Source organism: Burkholderia sp. AU27893 (assembly GCF_002223205.1).
Taxonomy (GTDB): Bacteria; Pseudomonadota; Gammaproteobacteria; order Burkholderiales; family Burkholderiaceae; genus Burkholderia.
In genome coordinates this window covers 228682-246379 of record NZ_NKFD01000003.1, presented here as the reverse complement: position 1 = coordinate 246379, position 17698 = coordinate 228682, and the positions used below count along the sequence as shown (strand labels likewise).

Sequence of the window (17698 nt, the reverse complement as noted above, 5' to 3'; positions counted from 1 at the left end):
CGACCGGTTCCGGCGGCTCCCGCCCGCGATCGGCGGCTTCCTTTACAATGCGCGGGATTTTCCCGAATTCAGGCCGTTTTCTGCCTTTCAGACAAGAGGTTTCCATGATCATCAAACCGCGCGTGCGTGGCTTCATCTGCGTGACGACTCATCCGGTCGGCTGCGAAGCCAACGTCAAGGAACAGATCGACTACGTGACTTCGCACGGCCCGATCGCCAACGGCCCGAAAAAGGTGCTCGTGATCGGCGCGTCGACCGGCTACGGCCTCGCCGCCCGGATCTCGGCCGCCTTCGGCTCGGACGCGGACACGCTCGGCGTGTTCTTCGAGCGTGCCGGCAGCGAGACGAAGCCGGGCACGGCCGGCTGGTACAACACCGCCGCGTTCGAGAAATTCGCCGCCGAAAAGGGGCGCTATGCGCGCAGCATCAACGGCGACGCATTCTCCGACAAGGTCAAGCAGGTCACGATCGACACCATCAAGCAGGATCTCGGCAAGGTCGATCTCGTCGTCTACAGCCTCGCGGCACCGCGCCGCACGCATCCGAAGACGGGCGAGACCATCAGCTCGACGCTCAAGCCGATCGGCAAGACGGTCACGTTCCGCGGCCTCGACACCGACAAGGAAGTGATCCGTGACGTCACGCTGGAACCGGCGACGCAGGAAGAGATCGACGGCACCGTCGCCGTGATGGGCGGCGAGGACTGGCAGATGTGGATCGACGCGCTCGATGAAGCCGGCGTGCTGGCCGACGGCGCGAAGACCACCGCGTTCACGTATCTCGGCGAGCAGATCACGCACGACATCTACTGGAACGGCTCGATCGGCGAAGCGAAGAAGGATCTCGACAAGAAAGTGCTGTCGATCCGCGACAAGCTCGCCGCGCACGGCGGCGACGCGCGCGTGTCGGTGCTGAAGGCGGTCGTCACGCAGGCCAGCTCGGCGATCCCGATGATGCCGCTGTACCTGTCGCTGCTGTTCAAGACGATGAAGGAAGCCGGCACGCACGAAGGCTGCATCGAGCAGGTGTACAGCCTGTTCAAGGACAGCCTGTACGGCGCGACGCCGCACGTCGACGAGGAAGGCCGCCTGCGCGCGGACTACAAGGAGCTCGATCCGCAAGTTCAGGCGAAGGTCGTCGCGCAGTGGAACCACGTGACGAACGAGAACCTGTACGAACTGACCGACTTCACCGGCTACAAGACCGAGTTCCTGCGGCTGTTCGGCTTCGAGATCGCCGGCGTCGACTACGACGCGGACGTGAACCCGGACGTGAAGATCCCGGGCATCATCGACACCACCGTCTGATGGGTCGGCCCGCCGCCCCCGCTGCACGCGCAGCCAGGGCAGCGGGCTCGGGATACCGGCGGCTTCAACGCGGCGCCGGTTCTTCCAGATAAACGCCCGACGACAGCGTGGCCTTCACCTGCCGCGTGAACTCGTCGGTCGACACTTCCTCCTCTCCCGCTTCGATCGCTTCGTACGCCTGGCGCACGACGTCGGCCGGCGTGGCCTTCGGCACGTCGAGGCCGGCCGTCAGGTCGGTATCGATGAAACCCGCATGCAGCCCGACGACCTGCGTGTGCTGCTCGCGCAGCGAATGGCGCAGCCCGTTGGTCAGCGCCCACGCAGCCGATTTCGACACGCCGTAGCCCGCCAGGATCGGCCGGTTCACCCAGCTCGCGACGGACAGGATGTTCAGGATCGCGCCGCCGCCATTCCCGGCGAGGATGCCCGCGAACGCGCGCGACATCGCCAGCATCCCGAACACGTTGGTTTCGAAGTGATTGCGCAACGCGTCGGGCGCGCCGTCGTCGGTCAGGCTGCCGAGCCGCGCGATGCCGGCGTTGTTGATCAGCAGCGTGACGTCGCGTGCGGCATCGGCCGCCGCGGCGACGGCCGCCGGATCGGTCACGTCGAGCTTCACCGGCACGACGCCCGGCAGCGTCACGGTGGCCGGATCGCGCGCCGCCGCATAAACCTTGCGCGCCCCTCTCGCCAGAGCCTGCTTCGCGAACTCGAGCCCGAGCCCGCGGTTCGCGCCCGTGATGAACACCACTGCACCTTCGATCTTCATGTTCGTTCCTTTCGCATGATGAATCTCATGCGCGCCGGCTCGCCGCGCGCGTGAGATCCGGTGGAAAACCAGCCTGCCCTTTGCTTGCCGAACCGTGGCGCCGCCGCCGGCAGACGGCGAGCCGCCCGGTGCCCGTGACCCGGCGGCGCCCAAGACCCCGACTGCTTGCCATCCGGTGTTCCGGTCGCGGCTTTGCTCCCGCCGCCAAGTCGGCTACACTCGATGTCAATGTCGATCACCATTGTCTTTGCGGTGCATTGTGTTCTCGCCCCTCGGGCATGTCAATGGTGATCGCCATTGTGTTTTCCAATCGACGCGATCGACTAAATCAGGGAGGGATCGATGGGCGTGTCAAGACAGCAGGCTGCCGAGAACCGGAGTGCGATCGTCGCGGCCGCCGAGCGGCTGTTCCGCGCGCGCGGCGTCGACGCGGTGGGGCTCACGGAGCTGATGAAGGAAGCCGGCTTCACGCAGGGCGGCTTCTACAACCACTTCAAGTCGAAAGACGCGCTGGTCGCCGAGGTGATGGAAAAAGCGATGCAGGACCGTGCGGATTCGCCGAATGCCGGCAGTCTCGACGCGCAGGTGGCGTTGTATCTGTCGGCCGCGCATCGCGACAACGTCGAGGCCGGATGCCCGCTGTCCGGTTTCGCGGGCGATGCGCCGCGACTGACCGATGCGGCGCGAGCGTGCTACGCGCGCGGCCTCGCCACGTACCTCGATCGGCTGGAACGGATGGTGGCCACGGAAGGCGCGACGCCCGCACAGACGCGTCGCGATGCGGTCGCGGTCTTCAGCCAGATGGTCGGCGCGCTCGTACTGTCGCGCGCGATCGCCGGCACCGATCCGGCGCTGGCCGACGAGATCCTCGCCGCCGGGCGGGAGACGCTCACCGCCGGGCGCGACGATTCGGGCGCGCCGGCGTAGCCGCGCCATGACGTCGTGACGTGTCGGCTCGCGCTGCGTGTGAGTGGGCTCACTAGTGCGGCGACGTTTCGGCGTCTCGCCGCGCTATTCGACCGCCCGTGCGGCATCCCACAGCGGCTGGGCACCGCGCGCCGCATTCCAGGCGGCAAAACGCGTGCGCCACGCTTCGAACGGCTCCGCGAGCGGGTGGCGCGGGTCGTCGCTGAGCGAATACGCCATCCCTTCGATCAGCCAGCGCGGCCGGGTCGCGACGGCCAGGTTGCCGAGCACTTCGGCCTGCCGGTGATGGATCAGTTCGTGCGCGAGAAAGTAGGTCTGCCAGCCGCGCGGTGCGACCACCACGCCGAAATTCCCGAGCGTCAGCGCCGCGCGTGGGCCGAGGCCGAACGCATCGGCGCACGCCCGCGTCGAGCAGAACACGACGCGCGGCGCCGCCTGGAATGCACCGACGGCCGCCGCCGCGCGCGCATAGCCGTCGCGATAGAGCTGCTGCGCGTCGCCGAGCTTCGCGGCATCGTCCGTGCAGATATCGGCGCTCGGGCACGACACACCGGGAACCAGCGCGGGCGCGACGACGCGCAACGGCTTGACGAGCGCATACGCGGCAATCGGCAGCGCGACGAGCAGGCCCGTGAGGGCGAAAGCGACATGGGAGCGTTTCATCGGGGCGGTGGTTCCGGGGCGTTCTCGTTCTGCTGAAGTCTTCCTGCGTGACTATATCGGACCGGCGATGTCCGCGGCCCTGCTTGATTCCCGGACGAAGCCCTGCCAATCAGACAACATGCCCCGTGCTTGCCTCGCCGGCGCCCGTCATCCGGCGGCTCCAGCGCAGCCCCAGCCACAGAAGCGCGACACCGCACACGAACAGGAGCACCTCGACCAGCACGGTATCGACATGCCAGTACCGCGTCAGCAGTACGGCGGCGAGGTCGAACAGGAAATGAAACGCGATCGCATACGCGAGCCAGCGCTTCGTGCCGCGGACGAATGCCTGCAGCACGATCAGCGACAGCCCCACGTGCGCGGCCATCGCGCTTGCGCGCTCCAACAGCGCGAGTAACGGCGACGCGAGTGTCATGCCGGAGAACTGCGACCCGATCAGCGACTGCGCACCTTCAGGCACCACGACGCCTGCTCGCGCGAGCAAGTAGGCGGTAGCAAGCGCGATGAATCCGACGCCGACCAGCAGCATCGCCTCCAGCCCGCCGTGCCCGAGCCCGAGCATCACGGCCGTTGGCGCGTCATGTCGCTTCGGCAGCAGATACCGGAAAGCGACCCAGCGCCCGCACTCCTCGAAGAGCCCGGCCGTCAGCGCTGCGAACACGAGCATCGCCAGGTGCCAGCGGGGATCGTTCCCGAGCCAGTGGAACAGCGGAATCTGCCACGACATGCGCAATACCGGCTGGAACACGAAAAAGGTCAGCATGCCGTAGAAAAACACCCGCCACGGCACCTGCATGCGGCGCCGCCATGCGGCCGCGAGCAACACCGGCGCAGTCAGCGCCACGACGCCCACCGCGAGCGTGAGGAACAGGAGCGACGGGGCGACGGGATGCATGACGAATGCCGTTACGCGAGCTGCTTGTGGAAATACGTCGTCGCGCAGAGCGTGCCGTCGGGCATCAGCGCGTAGTTCGGCACGACTCCGACACGCTGCCAGCCGGCCCGCTCGTACAGTCGCTCGGCGTCACCGCCCGTCACGGTATCGAGTACGAGCACGGTCTTGCCCGCGTCGCGCGCGGCCGCATCGGCCGCCGCCATCAGCCGCGCGGCGATGCCCTGCCGGCGCGCGTGCCGCGACACGAGCATCTTCGAGATATCGGCGCGATGCGGCTGGTTCTCGGGCTGCGCGGTCACGACCTGCACGGTGCCGACGATCCGGCCGGCCGCGTCCTCGGCAACGAGCAGGATGCGCTCGCCGTTCGCGACGCCGTCGGCGACGTTCGTCCAGAACGCGACGGCGGTCGCCCGCTCGATCGGCAACATGAAGCTGACGGACGCGCCGCCCTCGACGCAATCGATCAGCACGTCGGCCAATGCTTCGACACAGCGCTTCGCTTCGCCCGCGCCGACGCGGCGGACGGTAACGGATTCGGTCATGCCAACTCCGGTAGTCAGTTGGGTCGCACACGCGGTTCGGCGTGCGTCCGGATGGGAAGGAACATCGGCCGGCCATCGCGGCTCGCGCAACGGCGGCAGGCGCGCGGCAACGCCGCACCCGGTCGGTGCGTGTTACCGCCCCATCATCCTACGCGACGAAAAATTCCGTTGCATCGCCGTTCGTCTCCCCTATACTTAGCCACATGGCTAACTTTCAACCCGGCATCAGCGACGTTTTCCACGCCCTCGCCGATCCCACGCGCTGTGCGATCGTCAGCATGCTCGGCCACGGCGAACGGACCGTCTCCGCGCTGGCCGAACCGTTCGACATGGCGCTGCCGTCGTTCATGAAGCACGTCGCCGTGCTCGAACGCAGCGGCTTGGTGCAGACCCGCAAAGCGGGCCGCTCGCGCACCTGCACGCTGGTCGGCAGCCGGCTGACCGAAGCCGAGGCATGGCTCGCCGAGCAGCGCGCGCTATGGGAAGCCCGATCCGATCGTCTCGTCGAATTCGTCGAACGCCGTCACCAGGAGGAGCACGATGTCAGCCAGCCCCGTCGACCCCGTTGAAGCCCACGATCTCGTCATCACGCGCACGCTGCGCGCGCCGCGCCACGCGCTGTGGCGTGCCTGGACCGACCCCGAACTGCTGAAGCAATGGTGGTGCCCGAAACCGTGGACCACCGAAGTGCGCGCGTTCGACCTGCGTCCGGGCGGCGCCTTCCACACGTACATGCGCGGCCCCGATGGCGGCACCAGCGACAATCCCGGCTGCTTCCTCGACATCGTGCCGGAATCGCGCATCGCGTTCACGTCGATGCTCGCGGGCGGCTGGCGGCCGCAGGCGCCGTGGATGGGCTTCACCGCGATCATCACGATGGCCGACGACGACGCGGGCAGCCGCTACGAAGCGCGCGTGATGCATCCGGACGCCGCCACGCGCGAACGCCACGAAGCGCTCGGCTTCTTCGAGGGCTGGAACACCTGCATCACGCAGCTCGACGAATTCGCGGCCGCATTGCGCTGAGCCGGCCGCGGCCGCGTGTGCGGTCATTGCATGCCGCCGTTCGCGCGCCTAGGATTCCTGAAGGAAGCATGACGACACGCCAGCCGCCGGCGTGCACCGTCGTGCGCACGCCGCGGGAGGCCACATGTTGCACACGCACACGCATTCGACCCGGGTCAGCCGGCACCTGAACGCCCCGCGCGGGCGCGTCTACCGCGCGTTGCTCGATCCGCACGCGGTCGAGCAATGGAAGGTGCCCGACGGCATGACGTGCCGCGTGCATGCGTACGACGCACGCGAAGGCGGTGCGCTGCGGGTATCGCTGAGCTACGACGCGCCGTCGGCGGGCACCGGCAAGACCACCGCGCGCACCGATACCTATCACGGCCGCTTCGTCACGCTCGTGCCGGACAAGCAGATCGTCGAGATCGACGTGTTCGAAACCGACGATCCGATGCTGCGCGGCGCCATGACGATCACGATCACGCTATCCGACGAAGCGGGCGGCACGCGCGTGGACGCCGTGCACGACGGGGTGCCGCCGGGCGTGCCGGCCGCCGACAACGAGACCGGCTGGCAGATGGCGCTGGCGCGGCTCGCGGCGCTGGTGGAAGCCGGATGAGCCAGCGCCGCGCCGGGGCCGGCGGCGCGCGTCAGCCGAGCCGGTAAGCGCGCGTGACCGTGCCGCGGAACAGCGCGTCGCGCTCGTCCGGGCTCGCCTGCGCGGTCAGCCGCTTGAACGCATTCCAGCCGTTCACGAACGAATACGAGCCCTTGTCGACCGGGAAATTGCTCTCGAACATGCAGCGCCCGGGGCCGAACGCGTCGATGCAGGTCATCATCCACGGCTTCCACGTGTCGGCGAGCTGCGCGGAAGACGGCGGCCGTTCGCCCTTCTCGAAATCGAAACCGTTGATGCGCATCCCGAGCCCGCCGACCTTCACGTACACGTTCGGCAGTTGCGCGAGCGTGCGCATCGACGCCGACCAGCGCTCGAACACCTCCGGCCGCTTGTCCGCATAACTGGCGATCCGCACGACACCGCCGCAGTGATTGACGATGACGCGCGTATCGGGGTTCGCCTTCGCCAGCTCGAACAGTTCGGGCAGTTGCGGAAAGAACAGCCACGCGTCATACGACAGCCCGAGCGGCGCGAGCTGCGCGACGCCCGCGCGGTACGCGGGATCGAGCAGCAGCCCGCGCGGCACCGCCGACAGCGGATTGGCGAGCGTCGGATCGGCGTCCCAGGTCGTCAGGTGACGCACCCCGCGGAAGCGCCCGCGACCGGCTTCGAGATGCGCTTCGAGCACCTCGCGCACGCGTTCGCCGAGGCGCAGGTCCGCGTGGCCGACGATGCCTTTCGCGACCGCCACCGGGCCGTGCTGCAGCGGCTCGGTCACGCCGGCGACGTAGGCCGTCTCGCCCACCGGTTTCAGTTCGGCCGGGCCCGAGTCGCGATAGCGCGTCTGCGCCTGCATGTAGACGGACGCCTGGATGTTGTGGCCCGAGCGCGCATCCTGCAGATAGTCGTCGAGCATGTAGATCCAGCCCGGCCGCTCATAGAAATGATGATGCGCGTCGACGATCGGCAGGTCGGGCTCGAGCGCGGGTTCGAGCGCCGACGCGAGCCAGTCGGGGCGGACCGCGAGATAGTTGCTTTGCGTCGTCATGCGGGAGACTCCTTCCTGGGTGGCCGCGCGCGCCTTGGTGAACGCGGGCAGCGCGAGCGAGGCGGCCGCCGCGCCGAGCAGCCGGCGTCGCTTGATCGACATCGTCGTGTCCATGTCATTCGCTCCGGTCGAATGCAACCAGCGACAGCGTGAGCAGCGTCGTGATCGCGAGCACGATCGCGAGGCCGAGCATACCGGCGGTAAAGGTGCCGAAGCTGTCCTTCAGGTAGCCGACGAGATAAGGCCCCGCGAAGCCGCCGAGCGCGCCGATCGAGTTGATCAGTGCGAGCCCGCCGGCCGCGGCCTGGCCGGACAGGAAGCGCGACGGCAGCGTGTAGAAGATCGTGCGGCCGGCGATCGTGCCGATCAGCGCGAGCGTGATGCCGACGAGGGCCGGCCCGAGCGTCAGGAAGTGCGTCGACACGCCAAGCGCCACCGCGCCGATGAACAGCCCGATCGCCAGATTCGCAACCGGGCCGCCGCGCCGGTCCACGCGCTTCGCCCACCACAGCAGCGCGATGGTCGCGAAGAAGTACGGCACCGCGGACAGCCAGCCCGTCTGCATCGTCGACATGCCGTGCGCCTTCAGCATCTGCGGCAGCCAGATGCCGATCCCGTAGGACCCCATCGTGAAGCCGAACGAGATCAGCGCGAGCAGGTACACGCGCACGTCGCGCAGCGCGACGCCGAAGCGCTTCTTGCGGCCGGCGGCCGTGCCGTCGCGCTCGAACGCACGCTGCAGCGCCGCCCGCTCGTCGTCGGACAGCCACGCGGCATGCGCCGGCGAATCGGACAGCAGCTTCAGCACGAGAAAACCGAGCGCGCACGCCGGCAGCCCTTCGACGATGAACATCCACTTCCAGCCGGCCAGCCCGAGCACGCCGTCGAGCTGCAGCAGCCACGTCGACAACGGACCGCCGATCAGCGACGACAGCGGCGTCGACACGGTGAACCACGCCAGCACGCGCGTGCGGTAGCTCGCCGGAAACCACACGGCAAGGAAGAAGATCACGCCCGGAAAGAATCCGGCTTCGCCGATGCCGAGCAGCAGCCGGATCGCGTAGAAACTCGTCGGCCCGGTCGCCAGCGCGGTCGCGGCCGCCATCAGCCCCCACGTGATCATGATGCGGGCGAGCCAGCGCCGCGCGCCGAAGCGGTACAGCGCGAGATTGCTCGGCACCTCGAACAAGCAGTAGCCGGCGAACATGATCCCCGCGCCCCAGCCGAACTGCGTCGCGGTCAGGCCGAGATCGCGGTTCATCGTGAGCGCCGCGAAGCCGACGCTCGTGCGGTCCAGGTAGTTGAAGAAGTACGCGAGCGCGAGCAGCGGAATGAAGCGCCACGCGGCCTTGCGCACGGCCCGTTGCTCGATCGACGCATCGGTCTCGCGATCGTCGGCCAGTGCCGGGGAAGCGGATGTCATGGTTGTCTCCGTGGAAGGGGCGGCCGCGCCCGTGCGTGGCACGGCCGGGACGCCTTTGTTCGTTCGGTGAATCGCGGCCGCGCTACGCGCTCGCCAGTTCGTTCGGTGACGGCGCGCCGCCCGGCGCCGCATCGTCCGCGCCCTGCTGGCCCGCGACGACGCCGGCTTCGATCAGTGCACGCGCATCGTCCGGCGTATAGCCGAGCTCGCCGAGCAGCGCGCGCGTGTCCTGGCCGAGTGCGGGCGGTGCCGCGCGCAGCCGCAGGCGTTCGCCGGCAAGCGTCAGCGGCAGCAGCGCGGTGCGCGTGTCGACCGGCCGCCCGGCGCTGCTCGCGTCGGCCGGCAACGTCACGGCCTCGAGGCCGCCCGTGGCGAGCAGGTGCGGATCGTCGAACAGGTCCTGCGGTTTCGTGATCGGCGCGTACGGCAGGCCGTTCGATTCGAAGATCGCGCCGATCTCCGCGGCCGAATGCGGCGCGAGCCGCGCGCGCAATTCGGGCAGCAGCCACTCACGCGCCTGCACGCGCAGGTTGTTGGTCGCGAGGCGCGGATCGTCCTTCAGCGCGGCGAGGCCGAACGCATCGCAGAACAGCGCCCACTGCGTGTCCGATACGACCGCGAGAAAGATCTGTTCGTCATCCTTAACTGAAAACACGTCGTAGACGGCCCACGCGGAAATCCGGCTCGGCATCGGCGAGGCGGCCTGCCCGGTCACCGCGAACTGCATCATGTGCTGCGCGACGAGGAACACGTTGTTCTCGAACAGCGAACTCTGCACCTGCTGGCCGCGGCCGGTGCGTTCGCGCTGCGCGAGCGCGGCCATCGCGCCGATCGCGCCGAACATGCCGCCCATGATGTCGTTCACGCTCGCGCCCGCGCGCAGCGGCCGCCCTTCCGGGCCCGTCATGTATGCGAGGCCGCCCATCATCTGCACCACTTCGTCGAGCGCGGTGCGATGCTCGTACGGCCCCGGCAGGAAGCCCTTGTGCGACACGTACACGAGGCGCGGATTCAGCGAGAAGAGCGCCGGATAGCCGAGGCCGAGCCGGTCCATCGTGCCGCTCTTGAAGTTCTCGCTGAACACGTCCGCGGTCGCCACGAGCCGCAGCACGATCTCCAGCCCGCGCGGATCCTTCACGTCGACCGCGAGGCTCTTCTTGTTGCGGTTGAACATCCCGAAGAAGCCCGCGCCGGAACCGCGCAGCGCGCGCGTGCTGTCCCCCGCGATCGGTTCGATCTTGATGACCTCCGCGCCGAGATCCGCGAGCAGCATTCCGCAGGTCGGGCCCATCACCATGTGCGTCATCTCGATCACGCGCGTGCCTGCGTACGGCAGCGTCGAAGCCGGTTGGTGGTCGTTCATTGCGCGACTCCCGTCAGGCATCCTTCCGGTTGCACCGCGCTCGGGGCGCGGCCGTCCGCGTAACGGAAGCCCTTCGGCAACCCGGCGTCCGGCACATGGCCGTACAACGCCTCGGCCGGCAGCGCCGCGTGCAGGATCGCGCGCGCGGCGAGCAGCGCGTCGACGTCGATACCCGTGTCGAATCCCATCGCCTCGAGCAGGAACACGAGATCCTCGGTGACGATGTTGCCGGTCGCACCCGGCGCATACGGGCAACCGCCGAGGCCGCCCTGGCTCGCGTCGATCGTCATCACGCCCGCGTCGAGCGCCGCGACGACGTTCGCGAGCCCCTGCCCGCGCGTGTTGTGGAAATGCGCGCCGCCGGCCTTGTCGCCGACTTCGCGCTGCAGGCGCAGGAACAGCCGGCGCACCTGCGCCGGATTCGCATAGCCGCTCGTGTCGGACAGCCCGATCTCGTCGACGCCGCATTCGGCCATCGCCACCGCCATCGCGATCGTCTCGTCGTCGCTCACCGCGCCCGCGATCGTGCAGCCGAACGCGACCGACACGCCCGCCTCGATCTGCACCGACGGAAACCGCTCATTGCGCAGCGCGACGATCGCATGCACCTCGTCGATCATCTGCGCGGGCGTCTTGCGGATGTTCGCCAGCGAATGCGCTTCCGTGACCGAGACCGGCAGCGTCAGCTTGTGCACGCCGGCCTCGAATGCGCCCTCGGCGCCGCGCAGGTTCGGCGCGAGCGCGGCGACATGCAGCCCGGGAATCGCCAGCGCGTGCGCGACGACTTCGCGCACATCGGCCATCTGCGGCAACAGCTTCGCCGGCACGAACGAGCCGACCTCGATCTCGCGCAGGCCGGCCGCGGCCAGCGCCGTGATCCAGCGCAGCTTGCCGGCCGTCGGCATCACGGCCTGGATGCTCTGCAGGCCGTCGCGCGGCCCGACCTCGCTGACCAGCACCTTCGGATATTCGGAAACGCTCATTTGACACTCCATTGTTCTATCTGAAAGAACATCGTTCTGCTTGATAGAACTCTATGCGCGCATCGAATGGGCTGTAAGCGGGGTATACCCGTGAAATTGCGATTTTTTGGAACTTGAGTTCTGCCAGACAGAACGATATAGTCGATCGATCATCCTCAGAAGGAAGCACGCAGTGCCCAAGACTCACACCGATCACGCCGGCAGCGAGCCCGATTCGCCGGCCGAAGAAGCGTCCAGCGGCGTCGCCGTGCTCGATCGCGCGTTCGCGATCCTCCGTGCGTTCGGGCCGACCGACGACCGGCTGTCGCTCGCGGAGCTGTCGCGCCGCACCGGGCTGTACAAGAGCACGATCCTGCGCCTGCTCACGGCGCTCGAACATGGCGGCTTCATGCGCAAGCTCGACGACGGCCAGTACGCGATCGGACACGAGCCGCTGCGGCTCGCCGCGCTGTATCAGCGTTCGTTCCGGGTCGGCCCGGTGGTCGAGCCGCTGCTCGAGACGCTGAGCCGCGAACTCGGCGAAACGGCGTCGTTCTACGTGCGCCAGGGCGACATGCGCTCGGTGCTGTACCGGGTCGAGCCCGCCCGTGCGGTGCGCGTGTCGATTCGGGTCGGCGAGGAGTTTCCGGTGCGCCAGGGCGCGTCCGGGAAGGTGCTGCTGGCGTTCACCGACATGCAGGATGCGCAATGGCACGACGTGCGCGAACAGCTGTGGGCCGCGTCGTACGGCGAGCGCGACCCGGAGACGGCGTCGGCATCCGTGCCCGTGTTCGGCGCCGCCGGCGAGTGCGTCGGTGCGCTGACCGTATCGGGCCCGAAATCGCGGCTCGCCGACGCACCGGCCATGGCGGCAGCGCTCGCGATGCTGTTGCCGCTCGCGCAGAAGGCGACCGTGGCGCTCGGCGGCTCGGGCGCACGCTACGACGCAGCAGCCGTGCGCGACAGCCTCGCGCGGCTCGCATCGCCAGCGGACCACGGCGACGCGGAGTCATAACCGGCAGCAGCGCGCGCCTGGCCACGCCACTGCGCGAAAGGCGGCCGCGTGCGACACTGGCCGCCGATGCATGCGTCGCGCGCCGCCTGCTGGCATGCCGCGCGAGCCACCGCCAACCAGCCACGCTTGAGGGCCGCCACCATGAACGCCGCGCGCACCGCTACCTGGTATTTCGATTTCGTTTCGCCGTTCGCCTATCTGCAGCAGGAACAATTCGACCGGTTGCCGGCCGCCGCCGCGTTCGAGCCGAAGCCCATCGTGCTCGGCGCACTGCTCGCCCACTGGGGCCAGAAAGCACCGGCCGAGATCGCGGCGAAACGCGTCTTCACCTATCGCCACGCGCAATACCGCGCGGACAAGCTCGGCATTGCGTTCCGGATGCCGCCCGCGCACCCGTTCAATCCGATCAAGCCGCTGCGCCTCGCGATCGCGATGGGCAATTCACTCGATGCGATTCAACGAATCTTTCGGCATATCTGGCGCGACGGCAACGACGTGTCGACGCCGGAAGGCTTCGCCGCGCTGTGCGCAGCGGTCGGCTTTCCGGAAGGCGTGACGGCCGTCGACGCCCAGCCGGTGAAGGACGCACTGCGTGCGAACACCGACGATGCGATCGCGCACGGCGTATTCGGCGTGCCGACCTTCGCACTCGACGGCGACCTGTTCTGGGGCGAGGATGCGACCGACATGTTCGCCGACTGCGCGACGTCGCGCGCGTGGCTCGATTCGCCCGAGGTGCGCCGCATCAGCGCGCTGCCCGAAGGGATCCGGCGCGGCTGAAGCCGCTGCGGCCGCCCGCCGCCCTCCGCTTGCGACACATCCCGCGTCAGAGGTCAGGTATCGCGCCCTTCGACGAGCCCCGGCACGGCCTCGCGCATCATCGCGACGAACCGCACGAGCCGCGACGGATAGAACTGCGCATGCGGGTAGGTCAGGTAGACGGGCAGCGGCGCGGCCTGCCACTCGGGCGCAAGATGAACGAGCTCGCCGCGCGCGAGGTGGTCGGCCAGCATCCATGACGAGCCGACGCACGCGCCCACCCCCAGCAGCGCCGCGCTGCGTAGCGCGTACAGGTTCGCGGTCGTGATACGCGGGCGAATCGCGATGCGGCGCGTCTCGCCCGTGACCGAATGCGTGAGCGCCAGCTCCGTGCGGTAGTAGGTGCGCAGCGCGAGCCACGGCAACCCGGCCAGCGCGTCGGGGTCGGCCGGTACGTCGGCGCCGTTCAGCACGGACGGCGCGGCGACCACGAAGCGCGGCACCTTCGAGAGCCGGATCGCGACCACGGCCGGATCGGTCGGCTCGCCCACCTGGATCGCGCAATCGATGCCGCTGCCGACGAAGTCCCGCACCTCGTCCTGCAGCAGCCACTCCACCGACACGCGCGGATAGTCGCGCAGAAACCGCGCGAGCGGCTCGACGAAACGCTCCTGACCGAACGCGTGCGGCACCGCGACCCGCAACAGCCCGTCGGGCTCCTCCTGCGCGCCGCGCAGATCGGCCTCGAACGCCGCCCAGTTCGCCAGCAGCTCCTTCGCGCGCTTGAAGCAGCGCTCGCCGTCGACGGTCAGCCGCATCGTGTGCGTGGTCCGCTGCAGCAGCCGCATGCCGAGCGAGCGTTCGAGCGCCTGCAGCCGCCGGCTGATCGTCGGCTGCGTCGTATGCAGTTGCGCGGCCGCGGCCGACAGGCTGCCGGCCTCGACTATGCGTACGAAGGTTTCCATCAGCTCGAAACGATAGCCGGCGCCGTCCACCGGCACCGCCTGAATGCGCGCAGACCCGCCAGCAGTGGGAGAGAAGGGAGATTTTTCGGTCATTCGTGGAGCGTATAACAAATCTGCGCAGGGCGGCACTACCGTGGCCGGCCGCATGCCGCCACACTCGCGTCCATTCCTTCATCGCAACCAGGATGCACGCCATGTCCACCCCGTCCCGTCTCGATGCCGCGCCCCGCGCCGCCCACGCCCCGGCCCACTCGGCGGCCACCCATTCGATGCCCGATCGCCGGCTCGTGCTGCTGCTCGCGGCCGCCGCCGGCCTCGGCGTCGCGCCGCTCTACTACGCGCAACCGATGCTCGGCGCGCTCGGGCCCGATCTCGGCGCATCGGCACGCGCGATCGGCTTCGTGCCGACGCTCACGCAGCTCGGCTATGCGCTCGGCATCCTGCTCCTCGCGCCGCTCGGCGACCGGTTCGACCGCCGCCGCGTGATCGTGACCAAGGCCGCGACGCTGGTCGTCGCGCTGCTGCTCGCCGCCATCGCGCCGTCGCTCGGGCTGCTGCTCGCGGCGAGCTTCGCGATCGGCCTCGCGGCGACGATGGCGCAGGACGTCGTACCGGCCGCCGCGACGCTCGCGCACGACGCGCATCGCGGCCGCATCGTCGGCACGGTGATGACGGGGCTGCTGCTCGGCATCCTGCTGTCGCGGGTCGTGGCCGGGTTCGTCGCGGAAACAGCCGGCTGGCGCGCGATGTTCGCGCTTGCGGCCGCCAGCGTCGCCGTGATCGGCGTCGTGGCCGCGCGCGGGCTGCCGCACTTCGAGCCGACCACGCGCCTGCCGTATCGCGCGCTGATCGGGTCGCTCGGCGCGTTGTGGCGCCAGCATCCGGCGCTGCGCCGCGCCGCGCTCGCGCAGGGGCTGCTGGCCGTCGGGTTCAGCGCGTTCTGGTCGACGCTCGCGGTGATGCTGCACGGCGCGCCGTTCCACCTCGGCAGCGCAGCCGCGGGCGCGTTCGGCCTCGCAGGTGCGGCTGGTGCGCTGGCCGCGCCGATTGCCGGGCGCCTGGCCGACCATCACGGCCCCGAGCGCGTCACGCGCATCGGCATCGGCATCGCGACGGTGTCGTTCGCGTCAATGGCCGCCGCACCGTTGATGTCGGCGCATGCCCAGCTCGTGCTGCTCGCGGTCGCGACGATCGGCTTCGATCTCGGCGTGCAGGCCACGCTGATCGCGCACCAGGCAATCGTCTACCGGATCGACCCCGCGTCGCGCAGCCGCCTCAACGCGGTGCTGTTCGTCGGCATGTTCATCGGGATGGCGGCCGGCGCCGCGATCGGCAGTTTGTTGCTTGCGCAACTAGGCTGGAATGCGGTGACCGGGCTGGCCGTCGTGACGTCGCTCGCCGCGCTCGCCGTGCGGATCTGGCGCCGCTGAAATTCCGCATCGCACGCACAAGGCGGGCAGGCCCACAGGGCTTGCCCGCCTTTTCTTTTATTTTCGATCGCCGCACGCATGACGCGGCGCAACCCGGCCGATTCGTGCGCATTCGGCACGAAAAGCTCCCATTCCGCGCACGGTCCGCACCCGCTCGAACGAATGTCCAGTTCAACCGATTATTTTTCCGGCGGCCGTGCGCATCGACGCGAAAACGTCGGACGATTCGACGCGCCCCGCCACATGGCGCTCGCCCATCCGGCCCCACCGCACAGCCCCGTTTTATCAGGGGATTCCCGGTATTTTTTCGCATTTTCTTCGAAATATCGGGTGACATACTTGCCCCCCGTTGCGCTCCGGTACGAGCGCGCCTTTCGATCCTGCCGGCCGCATGTCATGCGCTGAGCGTCCGCCCGGGTCGCACAGAACATGAACGATTTCGACACCCCGATCCAGACCTTCCTCACCCACATCACGTTCGGCCCGCTGATGAATCACGCGATCCGCGTGATCGCGGGCCTGTACACGTTCAAGGGCTTCGTGCTCATTCCCGTGCTGTGCTGGCTGTGGTTCCAGCCGGGCCCGAACCGCGAGCGGCAGCGCGAACTGGTCGTCGCGACGATCGCGAGCGGGCTCATCGCGCTCGCGATCGGCCGGCTGCTCGCGCAGGTGCTGCCGTTCCGCGTGCGGCCGATCTACAACCCCGACCTGCACCTGCACTTTCCGTCGGCAGGATTACGTGCAGCCACGCTGCAGGCATGGAGTTCGTTTCCGAGCGATCACGCGATGCTGTGGATGGCGATCGCCACCGGCATCTTCATCATCGCGCGCCGCGTCGGCGTGTTCGCGCTGCTGTACGCGGTCGTGTTCATCTGCGTGCCGCGTGCGTATCTCGGCTTTCACTACCCGACCGACCTGATCGCGGGCGCCGCGATCGGCATCGCGCTCGCGTGGCTGCTGACGCGCGATGCAATCCGCTCGCGCTTTGCGCCGCAGGTACTCGCGACGATCCAGCGCTTCCCCGCGCCCGCCTATACGCTCGCGTTCCTGCTGTGCTTCGAGCTGATCACGCAGTTCGACGAACTGCTGACGCTCGCGCAGTCGGCCACCCACACGATGTGACGAGGAGAGACCGCGATGCTGCCGCTGCTTACGTTCCGTCGCCCCGGCACGCGCTGCCGGCCCTGCGCGGCAACGTCGCGCCGCGCGACGGCCATGCCGATCAGTCGCGATCAGGCGCACCCAGCGGAAAGAACGGGCGAAACGGCCGCGCCTCGTCGACCGCGCGCGCGAACGACGGCCGCGCCAGCAGACGCCGGCGATACGCCAGCACGTTCGCGAACGACGGATCGATCCGGTGCGTCCAGTCCGCGTAGAACAGGAACGGCGCCGCGCCGCAGTCGGCGAGGCTGAAACGGTCGCCGGCCGCCCATTCGCGATCGGCCATCTTCTTGTCCAGCCACGCGTACGACGTCTCCAGCATCGCGCGCGCATCGGCCACCCCGCGCGCATCGCGCTCGGCCTCCGGCCGCAGCGCGTCGAACACGACCTTCTGCTGCGGCGTCGACACGTAGTTGTCGAAGAAACGATCCATCGTCCGCACCTCGAGCGCCGCGTGCGGATCGTCGGGCAGCAGGCGCACGGGGCCAGGATGGTTCAGGCCGAGATACTCGATGATGATCGACGCCTCGATCACCGTGCGGCCGGCATCGACGAGCACCGGAAAGCGCTTCAGCGGCCACAGCGCGGCCAGCTCCTGCATCGGCTTCGGATCGTCGTGCGCAAGCACGCGATACGCGAACGGCGTGCCGTTCTCGTACAGCGCGGTCAGCACCTTCTGGCAGTAGGACGAAAAGGGATGGGCGTAGAGCGTGGGCTTCATCGTGCGGTCTCTCTGGGTTTCGGCGCCGCGTGATGCGGCGCCACGTGATCGGATACCTTGACGACGAACGGCACGCGGCCGTTTCGACAGCGAGTCGGAATTTCTTTGTCGTGCGACTGGG

General features: G+C 68.7%; 19 protein-coding genes. 9 read left to right on the top strand and 10 right to left on the bottom strand.

The window, feature by feature from the left end; all coding sequences use genetic code 11:
- Positions 1-104: 104 nt before the first annotated feature.
- The gene (gene fabV / locus CFB47_RS19225; RefSeq protein WP_089461958.1) at positions 105-1307 is read left to right on the top strand and encodes an enoyl-ACP reductase FabV; all 1203 of its coding nucleotides are present in this window, start codon (positions 105-107) and stop codon (positions 1305-1307) included.
- A gap of 64 nt (positions 1308-1371) precedes the next feature.
- On the opposite strand, the gene CFB47_RS19220 is transcribed toward fabV, so the two are convergent.
- Positions 1372-2076, bottom strand: a complete 705-nt coding sequence (locus CFB47_RS19220) for an SDR family oxidoreductase (RefSeq protein ID WP_089459134.1) — start codon at positions 2074-2076, stop codon at positions 1372-1374.
- Between the two features lie 342 nt (positions 2077-2418).
- Between CFB47_RS19220 and CFB47_RS19215 the strand changes: the two genes are divergently transcribed.
- Complete coding sequence (locus CFB47_RS19215) at positions 2419-3003, top strand: TetR/AcrR family transcriptional regulator (protein ID WP_089461957.1); 585 nt, start codon at positions 2419-2421, stop codon at positions 3001-3003.
- An 84-nt stretch (positions 3004-3087) separates the two neighbouring features.
- Here CFB47_RS19215 and CFB47_RS19210 read toward each other — a convergent pair whose 3' ends face one another.
- From CFB47_RS19210 to CFB47_RS19200, 3 genes are all read right to left on the bottom strand, one after another.
- Complete coding sequence (locus CFB47_RS19210; RefSeq protein ID WP_089461956.1) at positions 3088-3666, bottom strand: hypothetical protein; 579 nt, start codon at positions 3664-3666, stop codon at positions 3088-3090.
- A gap of 109 nt (positions 3667-3775) precedes the next feature.
- Positions 3776-4561 carry a YhfC family intramembrane metalloprotease gene (locus tag CFB47_RS19205; RefSeq protein ID WP_089461955.1) on the bottom strand — a complete coding sequence of 262 codons (786 nt, stop codon included), beginning with the start codon at positions 4559-4561 and terminating at the stop codon, positions 3776-3778.
- An 11-nt stretch (positions 4562-4572) separates the two neighbouring features.
- A complete protein-coding gene (locus CFB47_RS19200; protein ID WP_089441474.1) occupies positions 4573-5103 on the bottom strand; it encodes a GNAT family N-acetyltransferase in 531 nt (176 codons plus the stop codon).
- Between the two features lie 203 nt (positions 5104-5306).
- Here CFB47_RS19200 and CFB47_RS19195 point away from each other — a divergent pair, with 203 nt between their 5' ends.
- The 3 genes from CFB47_RS19195 to CFB47_RS19185 all read left to right on the top strand — a co-directional run bounded on the left by CFB47_RS19195 (position 5307) and on the right by CFB47_RS19185 (position 6730).
- Complete coding sequence (locus tag CFB47_RS19195) at positions 5307-5672, top strand: helix-turn-helix transcriptional regulator (RefSeq protein WP_089441473.1); 366 nt, start codon at positions 5307-5309, stop codon at positions 5670-5672.
- Positions 5644-6129 carry an SRPBCC family protein gene (locus tag CFB47_RS19190; RefSeq protein WP_089461954.1) on the top strand — a complete coding sequence of 162 codons (486 nt, stop codon included), beginning with the start codon at positions 5644-5646 and terminating at the stop codon, positions 6127-6129. The genes CFB47_RS19195 and CFB47_RS19190 overlap by 29 nt, the downstream gene beginning before the upstream one ends.
- A gap of 124 nt (positions 6130-6253) precedes the next feature.
- Positions 6254-6730: an SRPBCC family protein gene (locus CFB47_RS19185; protein ID WP_089441471.1), complete on the top strand. Its 477-nt coding sequence runs from the start codon at positions 6254-6256 to the stop codon at positions 6728-6730.
- Positions 6731-6761: 31 nt separating this feature from the next.
- On the opposite strand, the gene CFB47_RS19180 is transcribed toward CFB47_RS19185, so the two are convergent.
- The 4 genes from CFB47_RS19180 to CFB47_RS19165 all read right to left on the bottom strand — a co-directional run bounded on the left by CFB47_RS19180 (position 6762) and on the right by CFB47_RS19165 (position 11547).
- Positions 6762-7892 carry an amidohydrolase gene (locus CFB47_RS19180; RefSeq protein ID WP_089459138.1) on the bottom strand — a complete coding sequence of 377 codons (1131 nt, stop codon included), beginning with the start codon at positions 7890-7892 and terminating at the stop codon, positions 6762-6764.
- Between the two features lies 1 nt (position 7893).
- Positions 7894-9201: an MFS transporter gene (locus tag CFB47_RS19175; RefSeq protein WP_089459139.1), complete on the bottom strand. Its 1308-nt coding sequence runs from the start codon at positions 9199-9201 to the stop codon at positions 7894-7896.
- Between the two features lie 82 nt (positions 9202-9283).
- Positions 9284-10564 (bottom strand): CaiB/BaiF CoA-transferase family protein, encoded by a 1281-nt coding sequence (locus CFB47_RS19170; RefSeq protein WP_089459140.1) that lies wholly within the window; start codon positions 10562-10564, stop codon positions 9284-9286.
- Positions 10561-11547: a hydroxymethylglutaryl-CoA lyase gene (locus CFB47_RS19165; RefSeq protein ID WP_089461953.1), complete on the bottom strand. Its 987-nt coding sequence runs from the start codon at positions 11545-11547 to the stop codon at positions 10561-10563. The genes CFB47_RS19170 and CFB47_RS19165 overlap by 4 nt, the downstream gene beginning before the upstream one ends.
- Before the next feature lie 172 nt (positions 11548-11719).
- On the opposite strand from CFB47_RS19165, the gene CFB47_RS19160 reads away from it, so the two are divergent.
- Positions 11720-12541 (top strand): IclR family transcriptional regulator, encoded by an 822-nt coding sequence (locus CFB47_RS19160; RefSeq protein WP_089459141.1) that lies wholly within the window; start codon positions 11720-11722, stop codon positions 12539-12541.
- A gap of 141 nt (positions 12542-12682) precedes the next feature.
- Positions 12683-13321, top strand: coding sequence for a 2-hydroxychromene-2-carboxylate isomerase (locus CFB47_RS19155; protein WP_089461952.1), 639 nt, complete (start codon positions 12683-12685; stop codon positions 13319-13321).
- 53 nt (positions 13322-13374) lie between these two features.
- Here the strand turns inward: CFB47_RS19155 and CFB47_RS19150 are convergent, their stop codons facing one another.
- Positions 13375-14358: a LysR family transcriptional regulator gene (locus CFB47_RS19150; protein ID WP_089459142.1), complete on the bottom strand. Its 984-nt coding sequence runs from the start codon at positions 14356-14358 to the stop codon at positions 13375-13377.
- 101 nt (positions 14359-14459) lie between these two features.
- Between CFB47_RS19150 and CFB47_RS19145 the strand changes: the two genes are divergently transcribed.
- Positions 14460-15695, top strand: a complete 1236-nt coding sequence (locus CFB47_RS19145) for an MFS transporter (RefSeq protein ID WP_089462033.1) — start codon at positions 14460-14462, stop codon at positions 15693-15695.
- Positions 15696-16124: 429 nt separating this feature from the next.
- Positions 16125-16817, top strand: a complete 693-nt coding sequence (locus tag CFB47_RS19140) for a phosphatase PAP2 family protein (protein ID WP_089459143.1) — start codon at positions 16125-16127, stop codon at positions 16815-16817.
- A 100-nt stretch (positions 16818-16917) separates the two neighbouring features.
- Here the strand turns inward: CFB47_RS19140 and CFB47_RS19135 are convergent, their stop codons facing one another.
- A complete protein-coding gene (locus tag CFB47_RS19135) occupies positions 16918-17577 on the bottom strand; it encodes a glutathione S-transferase family protein (RefSeq protein ID WP_089441461.1) in 660 nt (219 codons plus the stop codon).
- Between the last annotated feature and the right edge of the window lie 121 nt (positions 17578-17698).

Excerpts from the sequence above, each read along its gene's own strand:
- fabV (WP_089461958.1), top strand. The coding sequence starts at position 105 with ATGATCATCAAACCGCGCGTGCGTGGCTTCATCTGCGTGACGACTCAT.
- CFB47_RS19220 (WP_089459134.1), bottom strand. The coding sequence starts at position 2,076 with ATGAAGATCGAAGGTGCAGTGGTGTTCATCACGGGCGCGAACCGCGGG.
- CFB47_RS19215 (WP_089461957.1), top strand. The coding sequence starts at position 2,419 with ATGGGCGTGTCAAGACAGCAGGCTGCCGAGAACCGGAGTGCGATCGTC.
- CFB47_RS19210 (WP_089461956.1), bottom strand. The coding sequence starts at position 3,666 with ATGAAACGCTCCCATGTCGCTTTCGCCCTCACGGGCCTGCTCGTCGCG.
- CFB47_RS19205 (WP_089461955.1), bottom strand. The coding sequence starts at position 4,561 with ATGCATCCCGTCGCCCCGTCGCTCCTGTTCCTCACGCTCGCGGTGGGC.
- CFB47_RS19200 (WP_089441474.1), bottom strand. The coding sequence starts at position 5,103 with ATGACCGAATCCGTTACCGTCCGCCGCGTCGGCGCGGGCGAAGCGAAG.
- CFB47_RS19195 (WP_089441473.1), top strand. The coding sequence starts at position 5,307 with ATGGCTAACTTTCAACCCGGCATCAGCGACGTTTTCCACGCCCTCGCC.
- CFB47_RS19190 (WP_089461954.1), top strand. The coding sequence starts at position 5,644 with ATGTCAGCCAGCCCCGTCGACCCCGTTGAAGCCCACGATCTCGTCATC.
- CFB47_RS19185 (WP_089441471.1), top strand. The coding sequence starts at position 6,254 with ATGTTGCACACGCACACGCATTCGACCCGGGTCAGCCGGCACCTGAAC.
- CFB47_RS19180 (WP_089459138.1), bottom strand. The coding sequence starts at position 7,892 with ATGGACACGACGATGTCGATCAAGCGACGCCGGCTGCTCGGCGCGGCG.
- CFB47_RS19175 (WP_089459139.1), bottom strand. The coding sequence starts at position 9,201 with ATGACATCCGCTTCCCCGGCACTGGCCGACGATCGCGAGACCGATGCG.
- CFB47_RS19170 (WP_089459140.1), bottom strand. The coding sequence starts at position 10,564 with ATGAACGACCACCAACCGGCTTCGACGCTGCCGTACGCAGGCACGCGC.
- CFB47_RS19165 (WP_089461953.1), bottom strand. The coding sequence starts at position 11,547 with ATGAGCGTTTCCGAATATCCGAAGGTGCTGGTCAGCGAGGTCGGGCCG.
- CFB47_RS19155 (WP_089461952.1), top strand. The coding sequence starts at position 12,683 with ATGAACGCCGCGCGCACCGCTACCTGGTATTTCGATTTCGTTTCGCCG.
- CFB47_RS19150 (WP_089459142.1), bottom strand. The coding sequence starts at position 14,358 with ATGACCGAAAAATCTCCCTTCTCTCCCACTGCTGGCGGGTCTGCGCGC.
- CFB47_RS19145 (WP_089462033.1), top strand. The coding sequence starts at position 14,460 with ATGTCCACCCCGTCCCGTCTCGATGCCGCGCCCCGCGCCGCCCACGCC.
- CFB47_RS19140 (WP_089459143.1), top strand. The coding sequence starts at position 16,125 with ATGAACGATTTCGACACCCCGATCCAGACCTTCCTCACCCACATCACG.
- CFB47_RS19135 (WP_089441461.1), bottom strand. The coding sequence starts at position 17,577 with ATGAAGCCCACGCTCTACGCCCATCCCTTTTCGTCCTACTGCCAGAAG.